This is a genomic window from Burkholderia sp. B10, from assembly GCF_004368385.1.
Taxonomy (GTDB): Bacteria; Pseudomonadota; Gammaproteobacteria; order Burkholderiales; family Burkholderiaceae; genus Burkholderia; species Burkholderia vietnamiensis.
Map to the genome: position 1 here is coordinate 1 of NZ_PQMX01000034.1, position 17869 is coordinate 17869.

The following is a 17869-nucleotide window of genomic DNA, read 5'->3' on the forward strand; positions in this document are numbered from 1 at the left end:
GCCTGATCCCCATCGTTTGTTGTCCGGCGACCCACCGCATCGCTTGTCCGCGCCCCCTCGCAGCAACCGCCTCCCCCAGGTACACCGATTGCTCCCCGATCGCCATATCCCCACGGGCCGCCAACCTACATGAACGACAACAACTCACTCGATTCCGCCCAAACTCGTCCGCATCGCGGCTCGTGGCTGCGTCGCCTCGGCCCCGGTCTCGTCACCGGCGCCGCCGACGACGACCCTTCCGGCATCGGCACCTACTCGCAGGCCGGCGCGCAATTCGGCCTCGAACTGCTGTGGTCGCTGCTGCTCACCTATCCGCTAATGACGGCCATCCAGCTCGTCAGCGCGCGCATCGGTCGCGTGACGGGCAAGGGGCTCGCCTCGAACATGCGCGCCCACTATCCGCCGTGGCTGCTCTACGCCACCGTGGTGCTGCTGATCGTCGCGAACGTGATCAACATCGCGGCCGACCTCGCGGCGATGGGCGCAGCCGTCAATCTGCTGCTGCACGGTCCGCAGGAACTCTATGTCGTCTTCCTCGGCGCGTTGTCGGCCCTGCTGCAGATCTTCGTGCCGTACGACCGCTATGCGCGCCTGCTCAAATGGACCGCATTGGCGCTGCTCGCGTATGTCGCAGTCGCGCTGATCGTGCCGGTCGATTGGGGTGAAGTCGGCCGCGCGCTCGTGCGGCCGCGGTTCCAGTTGACCGCGGCGTACCTGACCACGGTCGTCGCCGTGCTCGGCACGACGATCAGCCCCTACCTGTTCTTCTGGCAGGCGTCGCAGGAAGTCGAGGAATTGCGCGCGAAACCGAACCAGAAGTCGTTGCGGCGGGCGCCACACCAGGCGCCCGCGCAACTGCAACGAATCAACTTCGACACCTGGGTCGGCATGGGCGTATCGAACGTCATCGCGTTCTTCATCACGCTCACGGCCGCGGCCACGCTGAACCGGCATCACATCGACGTGAAGACCTCGGCGGATGCCGCGCGCGCGCTCGAACCGATCGCCGGCCACTTCGCGTACATCCTGTTCGCGCTCGGGATCATCGGCACGGGCCTGCTGGCGCTGCCCGTGCTCGCCGGATCGGCCGCCTACGCGGCCGCGGGCACCTTCCGCTGGCGCAACAGTCTCGCGCTGAAGGTCGGTGTCGCGCCCGAGTTCTATGCGGTGATCGCGTTGGCGATCATCGGCGGCGTCGCGATCACGTTCATGCATTTCGATCCGATCCGCGCGCTCTACTGGAGCGCGGTCATCAACGGCGTGACCGCCGTGCCGATCATGATCGTGATGATGTTGATGGCGCGCAGCCGACGCATCATGGGCGAGTTCGCGGTCCGGGGCGTGCTGGCCTGGGGCGGCTGGATCGCGACGGCCGCGATGGCGATCGCCGCCACCGGCGTGTTCGTGCCGGGCTGAGTCGCAAGGCCGATCCCGGCGCACTCGGCGGACGTCTCGTGCGCCGACCTGCCTGCCGACAGGCCGGCGCCGTGTGGAAGAAGGAGGAAGCATCGTGGCGAAACAAAGCGCAGCATCCGCGCGGCTGCCCGCGAGCGACGAACGCGCGCGCATTCTCGAGCGCCTGCGCAGCCGCAAGATGGCGCGCTCGATCCACACGTACACGCGCGGCAGCGCCGAACGCTTCTACGCGTGGCTGGCCGACCATCGAACCGGCACGTTGCCCGACGGCCCCGCGGTGTGGATCTGCGGCGACTGCCATCTCGGCAACCTCGGGCCGGTCGCGGCGAAGACGGGCGAAGTCGCCGTGCAGATACGCGACCTCGACCAGAGCGTGATCGGCAATCCGGTGCACGACCTGCTGCGGCTCGGCTTCTCGCTGGCGACCGCGGCGCGCAGCTCGGATCTGCCCGGCGTCATCACATGGCGCATGATGGAAGCGCTGATCGACGGCTATGCGCTCGCGTTCGATCCGCGGCGTCGCGACGAACTCGCCCGAACGAAGCGCCCGACCGCAGTGAAAGTAGCGATGCAGGCGGCGCTGCACCGATCGTGGCGCAAGCTCGAGCGGCAGACGCTGCGCAAACGCGCGCCGCACATTCCGCTCGGCAAGCGCTTCTGGCCACTGTCCGAAGCCGAGCGGCGCGCCATTCACGTGCTGTTCGAATCGGCTCCGGTGTCTCCGGTCAGCGCCGCGCTCAGTCATGCGGCTTGCGCCAACGCGCGCATGACGGTGCTCGACGCCGCCTACTGGGTCAAGGGATGCAGCTCGCTCGGCCGGCGCCGCTTCGCGGTGATGCTCGAGATCGACGACGGGTGTCCCGATGAGCGCCGCCCCTATCTGATCGACATCAAGGAGGCCACCACGGCCGACGCGCCGAAACAGAGAGGCATACGCATGCCGCAGGATGCCGCGCAGCGCGTGCTCGAAGGCGCGCGGCACGTGTCGCCGATGCTCGGAAGTCGCATGTGCGCGGCGCGCCTCGACGGGCGCCCGGTCGTCATGCGCGAATTGATGCCGCAGGATCTGAAGCTGGACGCCGAACGCCTGTCGGAAGCGGACGCGATCGACGCGGCGCGATATCTTGCGCGCGTGGTCGGACACGCACATGCGATACAGATGGACGACGCGACGCAACGGGCATGGCGTAACGAGTTGCGGAGCCGGCGTCCGAAGACGGTCGACGCACCGTCCTGGCTGTGGCGAAGCATCATCGAATTGATGGCCGCGCATGAGCAGGCGTATCTGCAGCATTGCCGTCGCCATGTGCTGCGGAGGACGGGGCGCTGAATCGTGGCCGCGGGATCACGCGATGCGCGGTGTAGCACGGTGCCGCTTCGGGCCGCGCCATGTCGTGTCGTGTCGCGCACGACCGCACCAGCTCGCTCGCGGCCCGGCCCCACCGTATCGCACACGATCGACCCAGCCGGCCACCCCACCCGATCAACCGCTCGCCGGCCGAATCACGAGCTCGTCGAAGCCGGTACGCGCATCGCGTTCGCGCGAAAATCGATGCGCGGGCAACGATGCAACGAGCAGTTCAACGGTCGTACGCACGACACAGCCGCTCGCGACGTGTCCGCCCGACACGCGCCCGGATGCGTCGGCAACCGTCATGTGCAGGTGCGCGCCGTCCGGCGACACCGAGCCGGCCAGCGTCAGTATTTCGAGGTCGCCGTGCAACTCGGCCGGCGAATCGACGCCCGCATAACGCACGCGCGCGACGCTGAGGCTGCCGATGCCCTGCAGCACGAACGCCGCATGAACATCGAGCCGACGCAACGCGTGCTCGATCGACGCGCGCAGATCGTCACCGGGAGACAGACGTAAAGGAAGGGCTTGCATGGTCGATCACCTGCTCGAGAGCCGCGGTATCGACGCAGCGTACGTGCGCCCGCGCAATCCGGCAAGCCGCTGCCGGACCGCACGGCGCACGCGCATCACACGGTGAAGCGCTCGCTGGCGAACTGCGCGGCCGGCAGGCCGGCCGCGGCGGCCGCTTCACGCGCGCCCTCGACGAGCGGCGGCGGCCCGCACACGTAGAGGTCCGGCGACACGTCGGCCTGCGCGAGCGCCGCGCGCAATGCATCGACCGGCGTGCCGTGGAGTCCGGCCCATTGCGGGCCGGGCCGCCACACGCACAGGTCGACCAGCAACTGCGGCAGGTCGGCCTGCAGCCGCTCCAGCTCGTCGAGCAGGAACAGCTCGCTTTCCTCATTGACGCCGAAGAACAGCCGCGCGTCGGCGAGCTCCTGATACTCGGCCATGCGCCTGAGCATCGACAGGATCGGCGCGAGCCCCGTGCCGCCCGCGACGAACCAGCGCGGCCGCAAGCTGTCCGCGAACAGTCCGAAGCCGCCCATCGGCACGCGCACCGTCAGCGCATCCCCGAGCCGTGCGCGCTCGCGCAGATAGGTGGAGAACCAGCCGCCCGGCCGCAGCCGGATCAGGAATTCCAGGCGGCCGTCCCAGTTGCTCGTATTCGCGAGCGAATACGGGCGGCGCAGGCCGCTGCCCGGCACCTCCAGCTCCGCGAACTGGCCGGCCTCGAATTCCGCCGCCGCGCCGAACACGTCGTCGGGCTCGATCTGCAGCTCGACGCGCATCGTGTCCCGCGCGATCGTGTCGAGCGTCACGATGCGCGCCGTGCGCACCGGCACCGGCTGCAGCAGCACCTTGCTGCGGTCGTACGGTGCGGCGACGCGCAGATCGCCGAGCGGCGTCGTCCGGCACAGCAGCACCGCGCCGGATTGGCCTGCCGCAAGCGCGTCGGCGCTGTGCCCCTGCATCTCGTACGGGCCGTCGACGACGGTGGCCTGGCACGCGCCGCAACTGCCGCGCCGGCATTGCGACGGCAGCGTGATGTCGGCCTGCGCAGCGGCGGCGAGCACGTCCTGGCCCGGTTCGCAGTCGAAGCCGAACGGCTCGCCGTCGCGCGTCGTGATCTCGATCCGATAGCTCATCGAATCATCCCGCTCACGCTGCCTGGCGCGTCAGCGCAGCGGCGAGGTCCGCACTGGCGTCGCCGATCGGCTGGATGCCGAACTGATCGACCAGCACGTTGAGCACGCCGGGCGTGATGAACGCCGGAAGCGTCGGTCCGAGCCGGATGTTGCGGATGCCGAGCGCGAGCAGCGTCAGCAGCACGGCCGCGGCCTTCTGCTCGAACCACGAGATGACGAGCGACAGCGGCAGGTCGTTCACGCCGCATTCGAATGCGTCCGCGAGCGCCGTCGCGATGCGGATCGCCGAATAGCTGTCGTTGCACTGCCCGACGTCGAGCAGACGCGGAATGCCGCCGATATCGCCGAACGCGTGCCGGTTGAAGCGGTACTTGTTGCAGCCGAGCGTCATCACGACCGTGTCGTCCGGCGCCTGCTCCGCGAACTCGGTGTAGTAGTTGCGTCCCGGCGCCGCGCCGTCGCAGCCGCCGATCAGGAAGAAGTGGCGAATCTGGCCGGCCTTCACCGCGTCGATCACCTTGTCGGCCACGCCGAGCACCGCATGACGGCCGAAGCCGACGGTGATGGTCTCCTCGGGCGCGGTGGCCGGGAAGCCGGGCAGCGCCTGCGCGGCACGGATCAGCGTCGAGAAATCGTGATGTTCGAGGTGCCGCACGCCGGGCCAGCCGACCGGCCCCGTCGTGAAGATCCGCTGCCGGTATTGCGGCAGCGGCTCGATGATGCAGTTGGACGTCATCAGGATCGGGCCGGGGAAGTGCGCGAAATCGCTCTGCTGATCCTGCCACGCGCCGCCGTAGTTGCCGACCAGATGCGGAAACGCGTTGAGCGCCGGATACGCATGCGCGGGCAGCATCTCGCCGTGCGTGTACACGTTGATGCCGGTGCCCGCCGTCTGTTCGAGCAGCGCATGCAGATCGCCGAGGTCGTGGCCCGACACGAGGATCGCCTTGCCGGCCACCGGCGACACGCGCACGGCGCTCGGCTGCTGCGCGCCGAAGCGGCCGGTGTTCGCGCTGTCGAGCAGCTCCATCACCGTCAGGTTCAGCCGGCCGAGATCGAGCGCCTGCTCGAGCAATGCGTTCAGGTCGGTTGGGTCGGTCGCGAGAAACGCGAGCGCCGCTTCGATGCCTTCGTAGATGTCGTCGCGTTCGTAGCCGAGCACGCGTGCATGGTGTGCATATGCGCACACGCCCTTCAGCCCGTACAGCACCAGTGCGCGCAGCCCGACGATGTCGGCGCCCACCGTATCGAGGCCCGCGTCGATGCCGACGGCCGCTGCCTGCTTCAGCAGACCGGGCAGATCGTCCGCCGGCTGCCACGCGGCCGGACCCTGCAGCGCCGGCAGCGCCGCGCCCGTGGCGCGCGCCTGCGCGTCGCATGCGGCCTTCACGCGGTCGCGCGTCTGCGCCGCTTCACGCAGCAGCGTGACGAAGCGCGCGGCGTGGAAGTTCACGTTGGTCAGCGTCGTGAACATCGCGTACAGCACGAACCGGTCGGCTTCGCGGTCGCGCACGCCCATCGTGCGCGCGAGTGCGCCGTACTGCGCGATGCCCTTCACCGCATGGATCAGCAGATCCTGCAGGTCGGCAGTCGTCTCGTCCTTGCCGCAGTTGCCCTTCGCCGTTGCACAGCCGGGCCGTGCGCCGGTCCGGTCGGTCTGTTCGCATTGATAGCAAAACACGGTGCTCTCCTTTGTCGATCATGGGGACGCGGGTCGGTGCGTCGGCGCCGCAAATCGTGTTTCGGCCGCCGGGCGCTACGCCCGCTTCAAGATGCGTTCTTGATGCATCTTTTTCATGATCTTTCGGCGCAGCATCTGCCACCCTGACGCAGATCAAAAAAGCACACGTGTGGGACAACTTGTCGCTATGACTGCGCGCCGGCCGGTTCGGCGGGCGCGTCGTCGGCTTCGCCTTCGCTGAATTCGATGCCCCAGTCGCCGTAGCGATACCAGTCTTCGCCGAGCGATTCGCATGGATGCTGCGTGCGACTGCAGCCGTTTCCGCAACGCATCGCATCCGTCGGGCAGTAGTTGTCGCACCCCCAGCAGATCCGCTCCGGATGCGCCGGGTGCAGCGCGAATTTCTTGGCCATGATGCGTTGTCCTGAAGTCGGTGGGTACGCTACCGTCCGACTCTAGTACGCACACCGCACGATGCCGATGCGACATTCGTTCGCAGCGCAGAGGCGGGATCGATGGCGCGTGCGGAGGCCGTTTCGGTGTTGCTCAGGATGGACCGCGCTCGTCATGTCGCGCGACGTCTCGTCACGGCGTACGCGTGTCCGACGCCGCCACGGCTTGCGGATTCGCGATCAGCTGCAAGCGCACGCGCAGCGGCTGCAGCATGTCCGGCGGCGGCGCTTCGGCGAGCGCTCGCGCGACGAGCAACTGACGCAGCGCCGCGTCCGCATCGGCCGAGCCGAGCGTCGCGAAATCCACTCGTGTGACCACGCCGTTCGCACCGATCCATGCGCGTATCGCGATCGGCGACGGCGCATCGGCGCTCACATCCGGGCCGCGCGCTTCGAGATAACGATGCAGCCGCTGCGACGCGTCTCCGCCCGCTTCGAGCCACATCTCGAACTGATGCCCGACCAACTGTGCATATGTGATCCAGGACTGCGGCACGTCGGTCGTCTGTGCGGCGACCGACGTACACGCGGCCAGCAACGCCGCGCAAACGCCTGCGCGCAACCATCCGGATACCGTCCCTACCCGCGTTCGCGTCATCCCGCCTCCCGTTCCATGTGTATCGCTCGCGTGCGCGAACGGCGCGCATCGCACCGCGTCGGCCTGCGCGTTCATCCTGCCCCGATCGGCACATACAGCCGCGTGCCGCCGCGTTGCACGAGCAGCACGACGTTGCCGTGCGCGGCGTCCATCGCGGCCATCAACGTGTCGATGCTCGCGACCGTCGCGCCGTTGACCGACAGCACGACGTCGCCCGGCTGCAACCCCGCGCGCGCCGCCTGACCGCTCGCCCGTTCGACGACGAGCGCCTGGCCCACGCCGAGCCGCCGCCGTTCGCGGTCGGTCGCGGCGCGCAGCACGAGCCCGAAGCGGGCCGGTCCGCGCGCGACGCCGGCCGGCGCCGCCCCGCTGTCGAACGCGCCGACCGTCGCGCCGACATGCATCGCCCGCCCCGCGCGCCACAGGAGCAGATCGACCTGCCGCCCGGCCCGCATGCCGGCGATCGTGCCGAGCAGATCCGCCGATTCGGCGACCGCGTTGCCGTCCACCGCGAGCACGACGTCGCCTGCCTGCAATCCCGCCTGCGCGGCCGGGCCGTCGGGCTCGACCATCGTGATCAGCGCGCCGTCCGGGCCCGGGAGGCCGAACGAGCGCGCGAGCGCGCGGCTCACTTCCTGCACGGCCACGCCGAGCCGGCCGCGCACGACCTTGCCGGTGCGCAGCAACTGGTCCTTCACGTCGAGCGCGATATCGATCGGGATCGCGAACGCGAGCCCCTGATAGCCGCCCGTCTTCGAGAAGATCATCGAATTGATCGCGATCACGCGGCCGTCGAGATCGAACAGCGGCCCGCCCGAATTGCCGGGATTGATCGGCACGTCGGTCTGGATGAACGGAATCGCGCGCTCGCCGGGCAACGAGCGCGACTTCGCGCTGACGATGCCCTGCGTGACCGTATTGGCAAACCCGTACGGCGATCCGATCGCCATCACCCAGTCACCGACCTCGGTGCGTGCCGGATCGCCGGTCGCGACGACCGGCAGGTTGTGCGCGTCGATACGTATCACCGCGACGTCGGACAGCGGATCGCTGCCGAGCACGCGGCCCGTGAACTCGCGCTTGTCGGTGAGCTTCACGTCGACGCTCGTTGCGTCGCCGACTACGTGCCGGTTCGTGAGGATCACGCCGTCCGCGTCGACGATGAAGCCGGAGCCGAGGCTCACCTCCTCGCGGTTGCCGATCACACGTCGCGCGAGAAACGGCGCGAGCGGATGATCGGGTGCGATGCCGGGCGGCAGCTGGATGCCCATCTGCGCGACTTCGCGCGTGACGCTGATGTTGACGACGGCCGGGCCTACGCGCCGCACGAGCGCCGCAAAGTTCGGCAGTGCGACGGTTGCGGATGCGCGGTTGTTCGTGGCGATGGGGCTGCGCTCGGTTGGCGCGGGCGTCGTGGCGGCCGTGGGAGCCGTGGGAGCCGTGGGAGCCGTGGAAGCCGCGGAAGCCGCGGAAATCGCGGAAATCGCGGAAATCGTGGAAGTCGTGGAAGTCGTGGAAGTCGTGGAAGTCGCCGGAGCCGTGGCAACCGTGGCAGCCCTGGCAACTGTGGTAGCCGCGATCCCCGCGCACGCGAGCACGAGCCCACCCGTCAGCGCTCGCAGCAACGTGGCGCGGCCCGCCTTCATGCGCATGCGCATGGCATCGCCGCGCGCCGGCCGCCGATACCGCGCGATCATCGCTTCGGCGGCACCGCGACCGGCGCGTCGGGCCGCTGCGGCGTCGCCGAGCGGCCCCAGTTCGAGCCGAAGCGGTTGCGTTCGGTCGACAGGTTGAACGTGCCGAGGCGGTTCGACGGCTGCTTCGACAGCCGTTCGGCATCGGTCTGCGGTGCGCCGCCCGGTTGCGCGTCGGACGCCGGCTTCAGTTGCCGGCTCAGGCAGTCATAGGACAGCGCGCGCTTGCCGTCGACCTCCGCATCGACGCACACCGGCTTCCCAGCCGAACCGGGCTCGGCAGCCGCGCCGCCGCCCTGCGCGTGCGCGCCCGCGGCCTGCAGCACGCATGCGATCGTCATCATTACCCCAAGTCGTCTGTTCATCCGTTCTCCGTGGATCATGACCGGTCCGTCAGCATTCGCGCGCTCATGCACGCACCGCGCACGCGGCCGGTTGCGCCAGAAAGCGCGCGAACGCCGCGCGCTCGGCCGCGCCGACCGCTGGCTCGCGCGCATCCGCGCATTGCACCCAGAGGTCGCGCATCCCGTCGATCGGCTGCCACGCGAGCACCTGTGCGCCGGTCGGATACGGCGTGACAACGGGCTCGCGATAGTCGACGCGAAAGAGCCGCGGCGCATCGCCGCCCGCGGTCCACAAATCGCCGACGTCACGCACGCTCGCGTCGAACCAGAAACGCACCCAGCGCGCCGTCGGGGCGAGCGCGGCAGCGCCGCGCGCGACGGCCGGTGGTGTGTCGGCAGACGGTGTATCCGCGGACGGCGCATCGGCACACCGCGCAACAGCAGATGACGTGACAGCGGACGGCGCATCGGCAAACCGCGCAACAGCACACGCCACATCACCAGCCGCTGTATCCGCCCGCACCGCATCCCCGCCCACCACCTCCGGCACGCGCATAAACCCCGCCAGCACGAGCAGCACGGCGGCCAGATCGTCGTCGCGCAACATTCGGTACGACCACAGATCCGCGACGTCCGCGCACGCGATCACCGCGATGAAGCGCTCGATCGTCAGCGCGGGCCACACATGCCGCATCGATGCGTAATGACACGCCCACCGCGCGACGAACCGCTCGCGATGACGCGCCGCGACCTCCACATCGCTCGACCCGCGGATCGCGAGCTCATCCGGTTGATATTGCCGCGTCGTCAGCACGCATTGCGCGGAGCAACGCGCGCTGCGGTGCCGCGCATAGCCGCCCGCGCCGGGCAGCGGCTCGAGCGCGCCGAAGCACAGCGGACAATGCGTCGGCCATTCGCCGCGGCGGCTCGGCCACGGCGTCGCCTTCGGCAGGCGCGGACGATCGGACGCGACGGCCGCTCGCCGCCGCTCCGGCGTGCGCGCATCGGGAGCCGCGACCGGCGGCGTCGGACGGACAGTTGCCATGGCGGCCTACCGGGCAGCGGCGAGCGCTTTCTTCAGCGCGTCTTCGTTGATCGGCGCGTTCGCGGCAAGGTTCGCGAGATACGTGCGCGCATTCTGCTGCGTGCGCTGCGCGCGCAGCATCGTGCGCAGCTGCTCCTTCACGTCGGCCAGCGGACGCGGCGCAGCCGCGCGCACGTCGATCAGCTTCACGACATGAAAACCCGACGGCGTGCGAACCGGCGCGGACACCTGCCCGGGCTTCAGCGCGTCGGCCGCCTGCCGCACGGCCGGCAGCATCAGCGAATCCGGTACGAAACCGAGATCGCCGCCGTTCGCCGCGCTCGCGGCGTCCTGCGAATTCGCCCGCGCAAGCGCAGCGAAATCGCCGCCGCGAGCACGGTTCGCGAGATCGGCCGCCCGTTTGCGAGCGGCTTCGAGCGTCGCGGCGTCCGCGTTCGACGGCACCGCGATGTAGATCTGGGCGACGTGCAGCGCACGCGGCGTAGTGAGCGCCGCGCGGTTCTGCTCGTATGCGGACTGGATCTCGGCATCGGACGGATAGTCGGCAGGCGGCGCACTGACGGATGCGAGATAACTGCGCGCGACGATGTCGCGCCGCGCCTGCTCGATCGCCGCCTGCACCTGCGCGTCCTTCTCCCAGCCTTTCGACTTCGCCTCGGCGAGCACCGCCTTCTGCGCGAGCGTCGCGCGCACGACCTGGTCGAGCGCCGCCGGGTCGGCAGCGAGCCGCTCGCGGCCTTCGGCGTTCACCGCCTTCAGCACGCCGGCGATATCGGCCTGCGTGACCGACGCCTGCGCGACGCTCGCGATCACGTCGTCCTGCGCATGCGCGGCGAGCGGTGCGGCCAGCAGCAAGCCGGCCGTCACGAGCGCCCGCGTCTTCATCTTCGTCATCATCGTTGCACCGCCCTCTCGGTTGCTGTTCAAGTGCGCACGCCGCCGGTCGCACGACATGCGCGTCGCCACGTTCATCGCCGCATCGCCCTAGCGCACGCTCGACAGCGTCATGCGCAACACGATCGGCTGCGTCATGCCCCGCGGCGGCGCACTGCCGACCGCGCGGCCCACGAGCGCGTCGCGCAGCGCGGCATCGACCGCAGGATCGCCGGCCGGCACGCTATCGACGCGCGTCACGTGCCCGCGCCCGTCGAGCCACGCACGTATCGGCAGCACCGGCCGGTCGTCGCCGGTATCGGCGAGCCGATCGGCCCAGCGCCCGACATCCGCGCGCACCCGGCACGCGACGGCATCGTCGCCGTCGAGCACCGCCTGCAGGCGCCGCGACACGCACTCCGCATACGCGACCCAGACGGCCGGCGCCGCGTCGCTCGCCACCGCGCTCGCAGCGGGCAGCGCATGCGGCGGCAGCAGCGCACGCAGCGCGGCACCGATCCGACGTCCCACGCGTGCGCTCGCGGCGATCATGACGGCACCGCGGCCCCGGACGACGCCGTCACGGCAGCCGGCGCATCCGGACGGTCGGCGTCGGCCGCACGGGCCGCCGCTTCCTGCTCGGCGAGCGTCGGACGGTCGCGCAGATGCAGCAGGAATTCCTGGATCAGCCGGTCCCACAGCTCGACCGTCGAGCGCAGATGGCGCTCGGACACGCCGCCCGCGACCACCACGTCCATCTCGAGCGCGAGAAACGCGCCGTGGCTCGCGAGACGCGCGAAGCGCTTGGTCCGGTTCCAGTTCGCCACCAGTTCGGCCGGCAACTCGCCTTGCACCTGCAACACGCAGGACAGCGTGTAGTCGAGGTAGACGATCCGCGCGGCGTCGATGGCCGGCGGCACGCCTACGGCCGGATTGCCGAAGCGCACCGCGAAGCCGACGCCCTGGCTCGCGCTCATCAGCTGCATCGCACCGTTCTGTTCGGCCACCGTCACGCGATAGCCCGCGCGTCGCAGGATCTCGGCGAGCCGCTCGGCGCTGACGGCTTCGATCGGCGCATCGTGTGCCGCGCGTTCGTCGGCGGTGTTGGTTTGCTCATGTTCCATGTCTGTGTTCCCGGTATTCAACGAATCGATCGGTTCGGGCCGGCGCCGGCTCGCGGTCACTGCCCGCTCGCACTTGCACCGGCGCTCGCGGCCGATGCGGCGGCCGCCGACGCGGGTGCCGCAGCCGGCGCGCGTGCGGCCGCGTCGTACTTGCCCGCATACAGCGCATCGCCGTAGCGTTGCGCGAGCTCGTCGTACTTGACGCGCGCCGACTGCGCGAACGGCTGGCGCGACGCGAAGAACGTGCCGATGCCGACATGCTCGTACGCGTCGAGGATCTCGTGGCCGACGCGATACAGCGCCGCATTGTGGGCCTCGCAGGTTTTCAGTTGCGTGTCACGCGCGGCGAGATCCTGCTGCGCCTGCACATGCTGCGCATCGCGCGTACGCGACACGGCGAGCAAATCGTCGTACGACGCCTTGTACTTCGCGAGCGAGCGCGCATCCTGCTCGCGCGCCGCCCGTTCGGCCGCCAGCGCGCGCTTCGCGGCCGCTTCGGCGCCCGTGTCGCCGCGTGCGGCCGCGAGCTGGGCCTGCGCAGCCTTCAACTGGGCGAGCGCGTCGTCGCGCTGCTTCTCAGCGGCCGCCTTGTCGGCCTGCAACTGCGCCTGGTTGTCCTGCAGCTGGCGCAACTCCTGCACGGTCGAGCGCAGCTGGCTGCGCAGCTTGTCGTCGATGCTCTGCGCATGCGCCGCGCCGGCCGCCAGCAGCAGCAGCACGCCCGCGAGCATCGTGCGATAGGTCGTGTTCATGCGCGGCTCCGGTCAGAAACGAGCGTTGAGCTCGAGCTGCAGCACGTCGATCGACACCGGCGGCCCGTACACTTCCTTCGAGCTCAGGTAGCGGGCCGACACCCACGTATCGCGCGCGACCGCATAGGCCGCGCCGATCACGTAGCCGCGCGCGTTGGTGCCGCCGAGATGGAAGTCGGAATCGTTGAATGCGTCGAGCACCGCGTCCGGCTGCAGGTACTTGTATGCGATCGAGAAATTCCACTGGCCCTTCTCGCGCAGCTCCGGCTCGCCGATCGTCGCCTTCGCGAGGAAGCCGTTCGGGCCGCTGCGATAGTCGGCGCGCGTCGCGTTCACCGACGTCGACTCGTAGTTGTTGACCGGCAGCGACGCCGCCGCGAACGCCTTGTTGTCGTTGTACGCGAGGTTGCGCACGTATTCGCCGTCCAGGCGCAGCTTGATGCGATCGGCGACGACCGTATCCCACTGCGCCTTCAGGTCGAGCAGCCGGTAGTTGTACGCGAGACCGAACAGCTGCGGCTGCGGCGTCATCCCCGGTGCGAGGTTCGGGTTCTGCACGATGTTGCGCAGCGCCATCAGCGTGTTGCCGCCCTGCATGAACACGGGCGCCTCGTTGTCGGTGCTGCAGCTGGTCGCGCCGAGATACAGCGCGCACGGCGACGACAGCGTGCCGCGCATGTTCTGGAAGTCGTAGTACGCAACCGCGCCCCTCAGCCGGTTCCGCGCGTCGATCTTCCAGTCCGCGCCGAACTGCGCGCCGAACATCCACTTGGTATCGCTGCCGGCCTTGTCGGTGCTGTTGGACGGGAAGTTCTCGCCCGTGTACTGGATCGGGAACACGCCGAGCGTGCCGAACAGCGTGACGTCCGGATTCCACGGCAGCGCATGCTGCAGGTTCGCGGCGAAGCCGTCCATCATCAGGTCGTCGGAGAACACCAGGTCCGACTTGAAGAACGGGTTGTCGAAACGGCCGGCCGTCAGGTTCAGCCACGGCGCAGGCCGGTACGCGAAGAACGCCTTGTTCAGCCAGATGCTCTTCTTGCCCCAGCCGCCGCCGGCCGTCCCCGTCGTGGACACCGGGCCGTTGTCGTTGCCGCTCGCGAGCTGCAGGCCGGCGATCATCTCGTCGGACAGCGTCGCGGTCACGCCGAGCCGCGCACGGTAGCGCAGCAGGTTGTTGCGGTTTTGCGTGGTGTTCTGCGTCGGCAGCTGCGTGGTGTTGGTGTTCGAGTTGATGTCGAAGCCGCCGCCCTGGTTGATCGCCGCGAAGTTCGTCACGTTGTTCGCGTTGCGGCTGCCGTAGAAGTGGTATTCGTCGCGCACGCGCATGTCGCCGTCGAGCTTGATGCGCGACACCCAGTCGGGGAACGTGTTCGGCTGCGCCCAGTTCTCGGCCTTCGCCTGCGCGATCACCTCCTGCTTCACCTGGTCGCGGATCTGGTCGCGCACGAGCTGCGGCACGTACGGCACCGCGACGTCGCCCGGCTGCGTCGGCGGGTTCACGACACCCGCAGCGGCCGCGACCGGCACGCCGGCGCCGCGCGCGGCGCGCGCCTGCACGGCCTCGCTGCGCGCCTCGCTGATCAGCTCGTTCGCGTTCTGCTGCGTGAGCACGCCGCGCTTGACGAGCAGGTTGATCAGGTTGATCACCACGCTCTCGGTCGGCGCGGCCTTGCCCGCCGCGGCTTGCGTGGCCAGCGATTGCGCGTGCGCGGTCGACGCGCAGGCCAGCCCGAGCGTGAGCACCGCCGCGCCGACGCGCGACAGGCGCGCGGGCAGCGCCCCGCTGCGGGGCGCCGCGCCCGGTCCATTCATCTTGTGACTCATCGAAGCACTCCGAACAATTTCCGTTTCTTGTGCGGCAGCATCCGTGCGACGGAGCTGCCCCTTGGATTGATTCGCCATTCGCGCGCGGTGCGTCATGCGGGCTTGCGCCCCTGCAGCCGCACCAGCACCGGATACGCGGTCGCGGGCGGCGGCGCTTCGTCGACCCGGCCGAGCGACTCGACCGCCGCGAGCACCGCCGCGTCGATCTTCGCGTCGCCGGTCGACTGCGCGATCGTCACCTTCGTGATGCGCCCGGACGCGTCCATCCACAGGTTCAGGCTACCCGCGAAGCGCGCGCCGCCGGCTTCCTGCACGCCCTTGTCCTGCTCGATCGCGCGCTGCAGCACGTACACCATGTACTGCGCGTAGCTCGCATTGCCGAACTTGCCGCCGCCGCCGCTGCCGACCATCCCCGAACCGTCGCCCGCGCCGATGTTGAAGCTGTCGGTGCCGGCCTGCGCGGGCGCGTTCATCGTCATCTGCTTCGGCTGGTCGTCCGACGGCTTCGGCGCTTCGGACGGCTTCGGCGCGATCGTCGGCCGCTCGACCGGCGTCTTGACCTCGTCCTTCACCTTCTCGGGCGGCGGCTTCTTCGGCGGCGGCGGTGGCGGCGGCGGCAGCGGGATCACCGTCGTCACCTGCGGCGCGCTCGCGCGCTTCACGCCGGCCGTATCGCCCGCGAAATGCCAGATCAGCGCGGCGAGCGCGGCCAGCGCGAGCGCGATCGCGACCGGCTTCACGTAGCGGCCGGGGCCCTTGTGCGGCGGGCCGCCGTTGTAGGTCATTTCCATCGCGTCAGCCGCCCTGCTTCGCCTTGCCCGTCACGAGGCCGACCTGCGACAGGTCGAGGCGGCGCAGCAGGTCGAGCACGTCCATCACCTTCTGGTATTGCACGGCGGCATCGCCCTTGAGCACGATCGGGAATTCCGGGTTGGTCGCCTTCTCGGTGCGCAGCCGGCTCTCTAGCTCGTCCATCGTCACCGGATACGCGTCGAGAAAGATCTGCCCGGAATCGGCCACGGTGATCGCCTTCGTCTTGGGCTTCGCGAGGCTCGCGGACGAGCTCGCCTTCGGCAGATCGACCTTGATGCCCTGCACCGACGCGGTGGTCATGATGATGAAGATGATCAGCAGCACGTACGCGAGGTCCAGCATCGGCGTGATGTTGATGTCGTCGTACGGCTTGTCGTCGTCCTGAACCTGCATGGTGGTCTCCTGCGTGCGTTCAGTCGGCCAGCACCGCGTGATCCGGCGTGCGGTGCGCTTCGGCGAGGCGCGTGACGAACTCGTCGACGAACACCTGCATGTTGGCGGTCACGTTCTTGTTGCGGATCAGCAGGTAGTTGTAGCCGAACAGCGCGGGAATCGCGACGAACAGCCCGGTGACCGTCGCGAGCAGCGCGGCCGCGATACCCGGCGCGATCGCGTTCACGTTCACGTCGCCGGCCGCGGCGATCGCGGCGAACGTGATCATCACGCCGACCACCGTGCCGAGCAGGCCGAGGAACGGGCCGCCGGAGATCGCGATGGTCAGCAGCACCATCGACTTCGACAGCCGCTGGTTCTCGCGCACGAGCGTCGCGTCCATCGACGCGCGAATCGCCTCGATCGATTCGCTGGTGATCACCGTGCGGCCGTTGCCGTCCACGCGGCTGTGGATCTCGTGCACACCGGCCTTGTAGAGGCGGTACAGCGACGACTGGTACAGCCGGCGCCCGTCGGCGCTCGCCTCGTCGACGTGCGCGAGGCCCACCAGATGACGGCCGGCCACTTCGCGAAAGCGCTGCACGAAGTACTGGTTCGCCTTGTCGACGGTGCCGACGTAGCGCGCCTTGGTCCACATCACGACCCACGACACGAGCGCCATGCCGAGCAGGATCGTGATCACGACCCAGGCGTCCACCGTCACCGACTGCACGATCACGCCGAAGTAGCCGAAGCCGAAGCCCGACTGCTTCTCGTCCGCGCCGTAGGCGACGAGCTTCGATTCCGAGCCCTGCGCGAGCGCATCGAGCGCGAGCGCGGCCGGCGTGCGCGCGATCTTCGACAGCCGCAGCTCGTCGAGTGCACCGTTGTACGCGGCAAAGCCGGCCGGCGCGCCGGCCGCGTCCGCACCGACCGTCGCTGCGCCGTTCAGCGCCGGCAGCACCGCCGCGACCTGCGCGGCCTGCTTGCCGTTCACGTAGACGGTGAGGTTCTTGCCGTCGGCGGTCACCGCGAGATAGGCCCACTGGTTCGCGGCGAGCGGCGCCGCAGTCGGCGTGCGCACCGGCGCCGCGCTGCCGGCCGCGCCGTCGACCTGCGCGAACGGCACGCCGTTGTCGAGGCCGATCAGCAACGCGTTCGCGCCGTCGCGGCGGCCGTACAGCAGCGTGTTCGGCGCGAGCGCGGCCGGCTTGACCCACGCGCTGAACGTGAAGCTGCCGCCGGCCGGCACGTTCAGCGACGGGCTCGCGGGCAGCGTCAGCGATGCATTGCCGTCGAAGCGCGCGCCCTTGCCGACGATGCCGTCCTCGATCGCGCGCGACGTCGCGTTCTGCGCGTTGTTCGCGTACGCGGTCGCGTCCTTCGGCGGCGTGCCCGGCGCGCCGTTGAAGTGGTACACGAGCGTGTAGTCGGCGTCGAACGTGTCGGCCGGCTTGCCGCCGTCCGGCGCCTTCTTGTTGCCGTAGTACATCCAGATCGATTCCGCCGCGCCCGCCGGCATCTTCGGCACGTCGACCCAGATCAGCGCGACGCCGAGCACCGGGTCGTACTGTTCGACGTGGTAGTTCAGCGGGGTCTTGTCGTCGGCCGCGACGAAGCGGATGTCCGCGCCGTTGTCGGCCAGCCCGTCGAACTGGAAGTTGCCCGAATGCAGGCGAATCAGCAGCGGCACGCGGCCGGCCGACTCGGCGAGGTTCGCGCCTTTCGGGCTCGCGTCGATGGTGATCGCCTTCCGGTACGACCAGTCGTTCTGCCACCATGCGTTGGCAATGCCGGGCAGCACGCCGAGCATCGCCGCCAACAGGAAAAACAAGACTCGCTTCACGATCCACTCCCCGAATGTGCGGGCGCCGC

At 69.5% G+C, this 17869-nt stretch carries 18 protein-coding genes; 2 read left to right on the plus strand and 16 right to left on the minus strand.

The annotated features are described in order from the left end of the window. The first annotated feature begins 129 nt into the window (after nucleotides 1-129). A complete protein-coding gene (locus C3Y15_RS17860; protein WP_014725267.1) occupies nucleotides 130-1416 on the plus strand; it encodes an Nramp family divalent metal transporter in 1287 nt (428 codons plus the stop codon). Between the two features lie 94 nt (nucleotides 1417-1510). Beyond that, entirely contained in the window at nucleotides 1511-2746 is a 1236-nt protein-coding gene (locus C3Y15_RS17865) for a DUF2252 family protein (RefSeq protein WP_059739123.1), read from the plus strand. Nucleotides 2747-2899: 153 nt separating this feature from the next. Here C3Y15_RS17865 and C3Y15_RS17870 read toward each other — a convergent pair whose 3' ends face one another. From C3Y15_RS17870 to C3Y15_RS17945, 16 genes are all read right to left on the minus strand, one after another. Beyond that, the gene (locus C3Y15_RS17870) at nucleotides 2900-3301 is read right to left on the minus strand and encodes a PPC domain-containing DNA-binding protein (RefSeq protein WP_011882493.1); all 402 of its coding nucleotides are present in this window, start codon (nucleotides 3299-3301) and stop codon (nucleotides 2900-2902) included. 95 nt (nucleotides 3302-3396) lie between these two features. After that, nucleotides 3397-4419, minus strand: a complete 1023-nt coding sequence (locus C3Y15_RS17875; protein ID WP_034195231.1) for a 2Fe-2S iron-sulfur cluster binding domain-containing protein — start codon at nucleotides 4417-4419, stop codon at nucleotides 3397-3399. A 13-nt stretch (nucleotides 4420-4432) separates the two neighbouring features. Next, nucleotides 4433-6100 (minus strand): hydroxylamine reductase, encoded by a 1668-nt coding sequence (hcp, locus tag C3Y15_RS17880; protein ID WP_069246456.1) that lies wholly within the window; start codon nucleotides 6098-6100, stop codon nucleotides 4433-4435. 185 nt (nucleotides 6101-6285) lie between these two features. Then, complete coding sequence (locus tag C3Y15_RS17885) at nucleotides 6286-6513, minus strand: DUF3079 domain-containing protein (protein WP_011882496.1); 228 nt, start codon at nucleotides 6511-6513, stop codon at nucleotides 6286-6288. A 172-nt stretch (nucleotides 6514-6685) separates the two neighbouring features. After that, nucleotides 6686-7114 carry a YbaB/EbfC family DNA-binding protein gene (locus tag C3Y15_RS17890; protein ID WP_230459733.1) on the minus strand — a complete coding sequence of 143 codons (429 nt, stop codon included), beginning with the start codon at nucleotides 7112-7114 and terminating at the stop codon, nucleotides 6686-6688. Between the two features lie 107 nt (nucleotides 7115-7221). Further along, entirely contained in the window at nucleotides 7222-8847 is a 1626-nt protein-coding gene (locus tag C3Y15_RS17895; RefSeq protein ID WP_124259747.1) for a Do family serine endopeptidase, read from the minus strand. Next, complete coding sequence (locus C3Y15_RS17900) at nucleotides 8844-9185, minus strand: hypothetical protein (protein ID WP_046425394.1); 342 nt, start codon at nucleotides 9183-9185, stop codon at nucleotides 8844-8846. The genes C3Y15_RS17895 and C3Y15_RS17900 overlap by 4 nt, the downstream gene beginning before the upstream one ends. A gap of 67 nt (nucleotides 9186-9252) precedes the next feature. Further along, nucleotides 9253-10233 (minus strand): hypothetical protein, encoded by a 981-nt coding sequence (locus C3Y15_RS17905; protein ID WP_059568689.1) that lies wholly within the window; start codon nucleotides 10231-10233, stop codon nucleotides 9253-9255. Nucleotides 10234-10239: 6 nt separating this feature from the next. Then, on the minus strand, nucleotides 10240-11130 hold the full coding sequence (locus C3Y15_RS17910; RefSeq protein WP_059696342.1) for a peptidylprolyl isomerase: 891 nt from the start codon (nucleotides 11128-11130) through the stop codon (nucleotides 10240-10242). Between the two features lie 87 nt (nucleotides 11131-11217). Beyond that, nucleotides 11218-11637: a hypothetical protein gene (locus C3Y15_RS17915; protein ID WP_224056194.1), complete on the minus strand. Its 420-nt coding sequence runs from the start codon at nucleotides 11635-11637 to the stop codon at nucleotides 11218-11220. Between the two features lie 17 nt (nucleotides 11638-11654). Continuing rightward, a complete protein-coding gene (locus tag C3Y15_RS17920) occupies nucleotides 11655-12230 on the minus strand; it encodes a YbjN domain-containing protein (RefSeq protein ID WP_014725277.1) in 576 nt (191 codons plus the stop codon). 56 nt (nucleotides 12231-12286) lie between these two features. Further along, nucleotides 12287-12982, minus strand: a complete 696-nt coding sequence (locus C3Y15_RS17925) for a hypothetical protein (RefSeq protein ID WP_069240331.1) — start codon at nucleotides 12980-12982, stop codon at nucleotides 12287-12289. 12 nt (nucleotides 12983-12994) lie between these two features. Beyond that, on the minus strand, nucleotides 12995-14809 hold the full coding sequence (locus C3Y15_RS17930; RefSeq protein WP_014725279.1) for a putative porin: 1815 nt from the start codon (nucleotides 14807-14809) through the stop codon (nucleotides 12995-12997). 92 nt (nucleotides 14810-14901) lie between these two features. Next, nucleotides 14902-15600: an energy transducer TonB gene (locus C3Y15_RS17935; RefSeq protein WP_011882506.1), complete on the minus strand. Its 699-nt coding sequence runs from the start codon at nucleotides 15598-15600 to the stop codon at nucleotides 14902-14904. A 4-nt stretch (nucleotides 15601-15604) separates the two neighbouring features. Then, complete coding sequence (locus C3Y15_RS17940; protein WP_014725280.1) at nucleotides 15605-16015, minus strand: biopolymer transporter ExbD; 411 nt, start codon at nucleotides 16013-16015, stop codon at nucleotides 15605-15607. A gap of 19 nt (nucleotides 16016-16034) precedes the next feature. Then, the gene (locus C3Y15_RS17945) at nucleotides 16035-17840 is read right to left on the minus strand and encodes a MotA/TolQ/ExbB proton channel family protein (RefSeq protein WP_045578409.1); all 1806 of its coding nucleotides are present in this window, start codon (nucleotides 17838-17840) and stop codon (nucleotides 16035-16037) included. Nucleotides 17841-17869 lie beyond the last annotated feature (29 nt).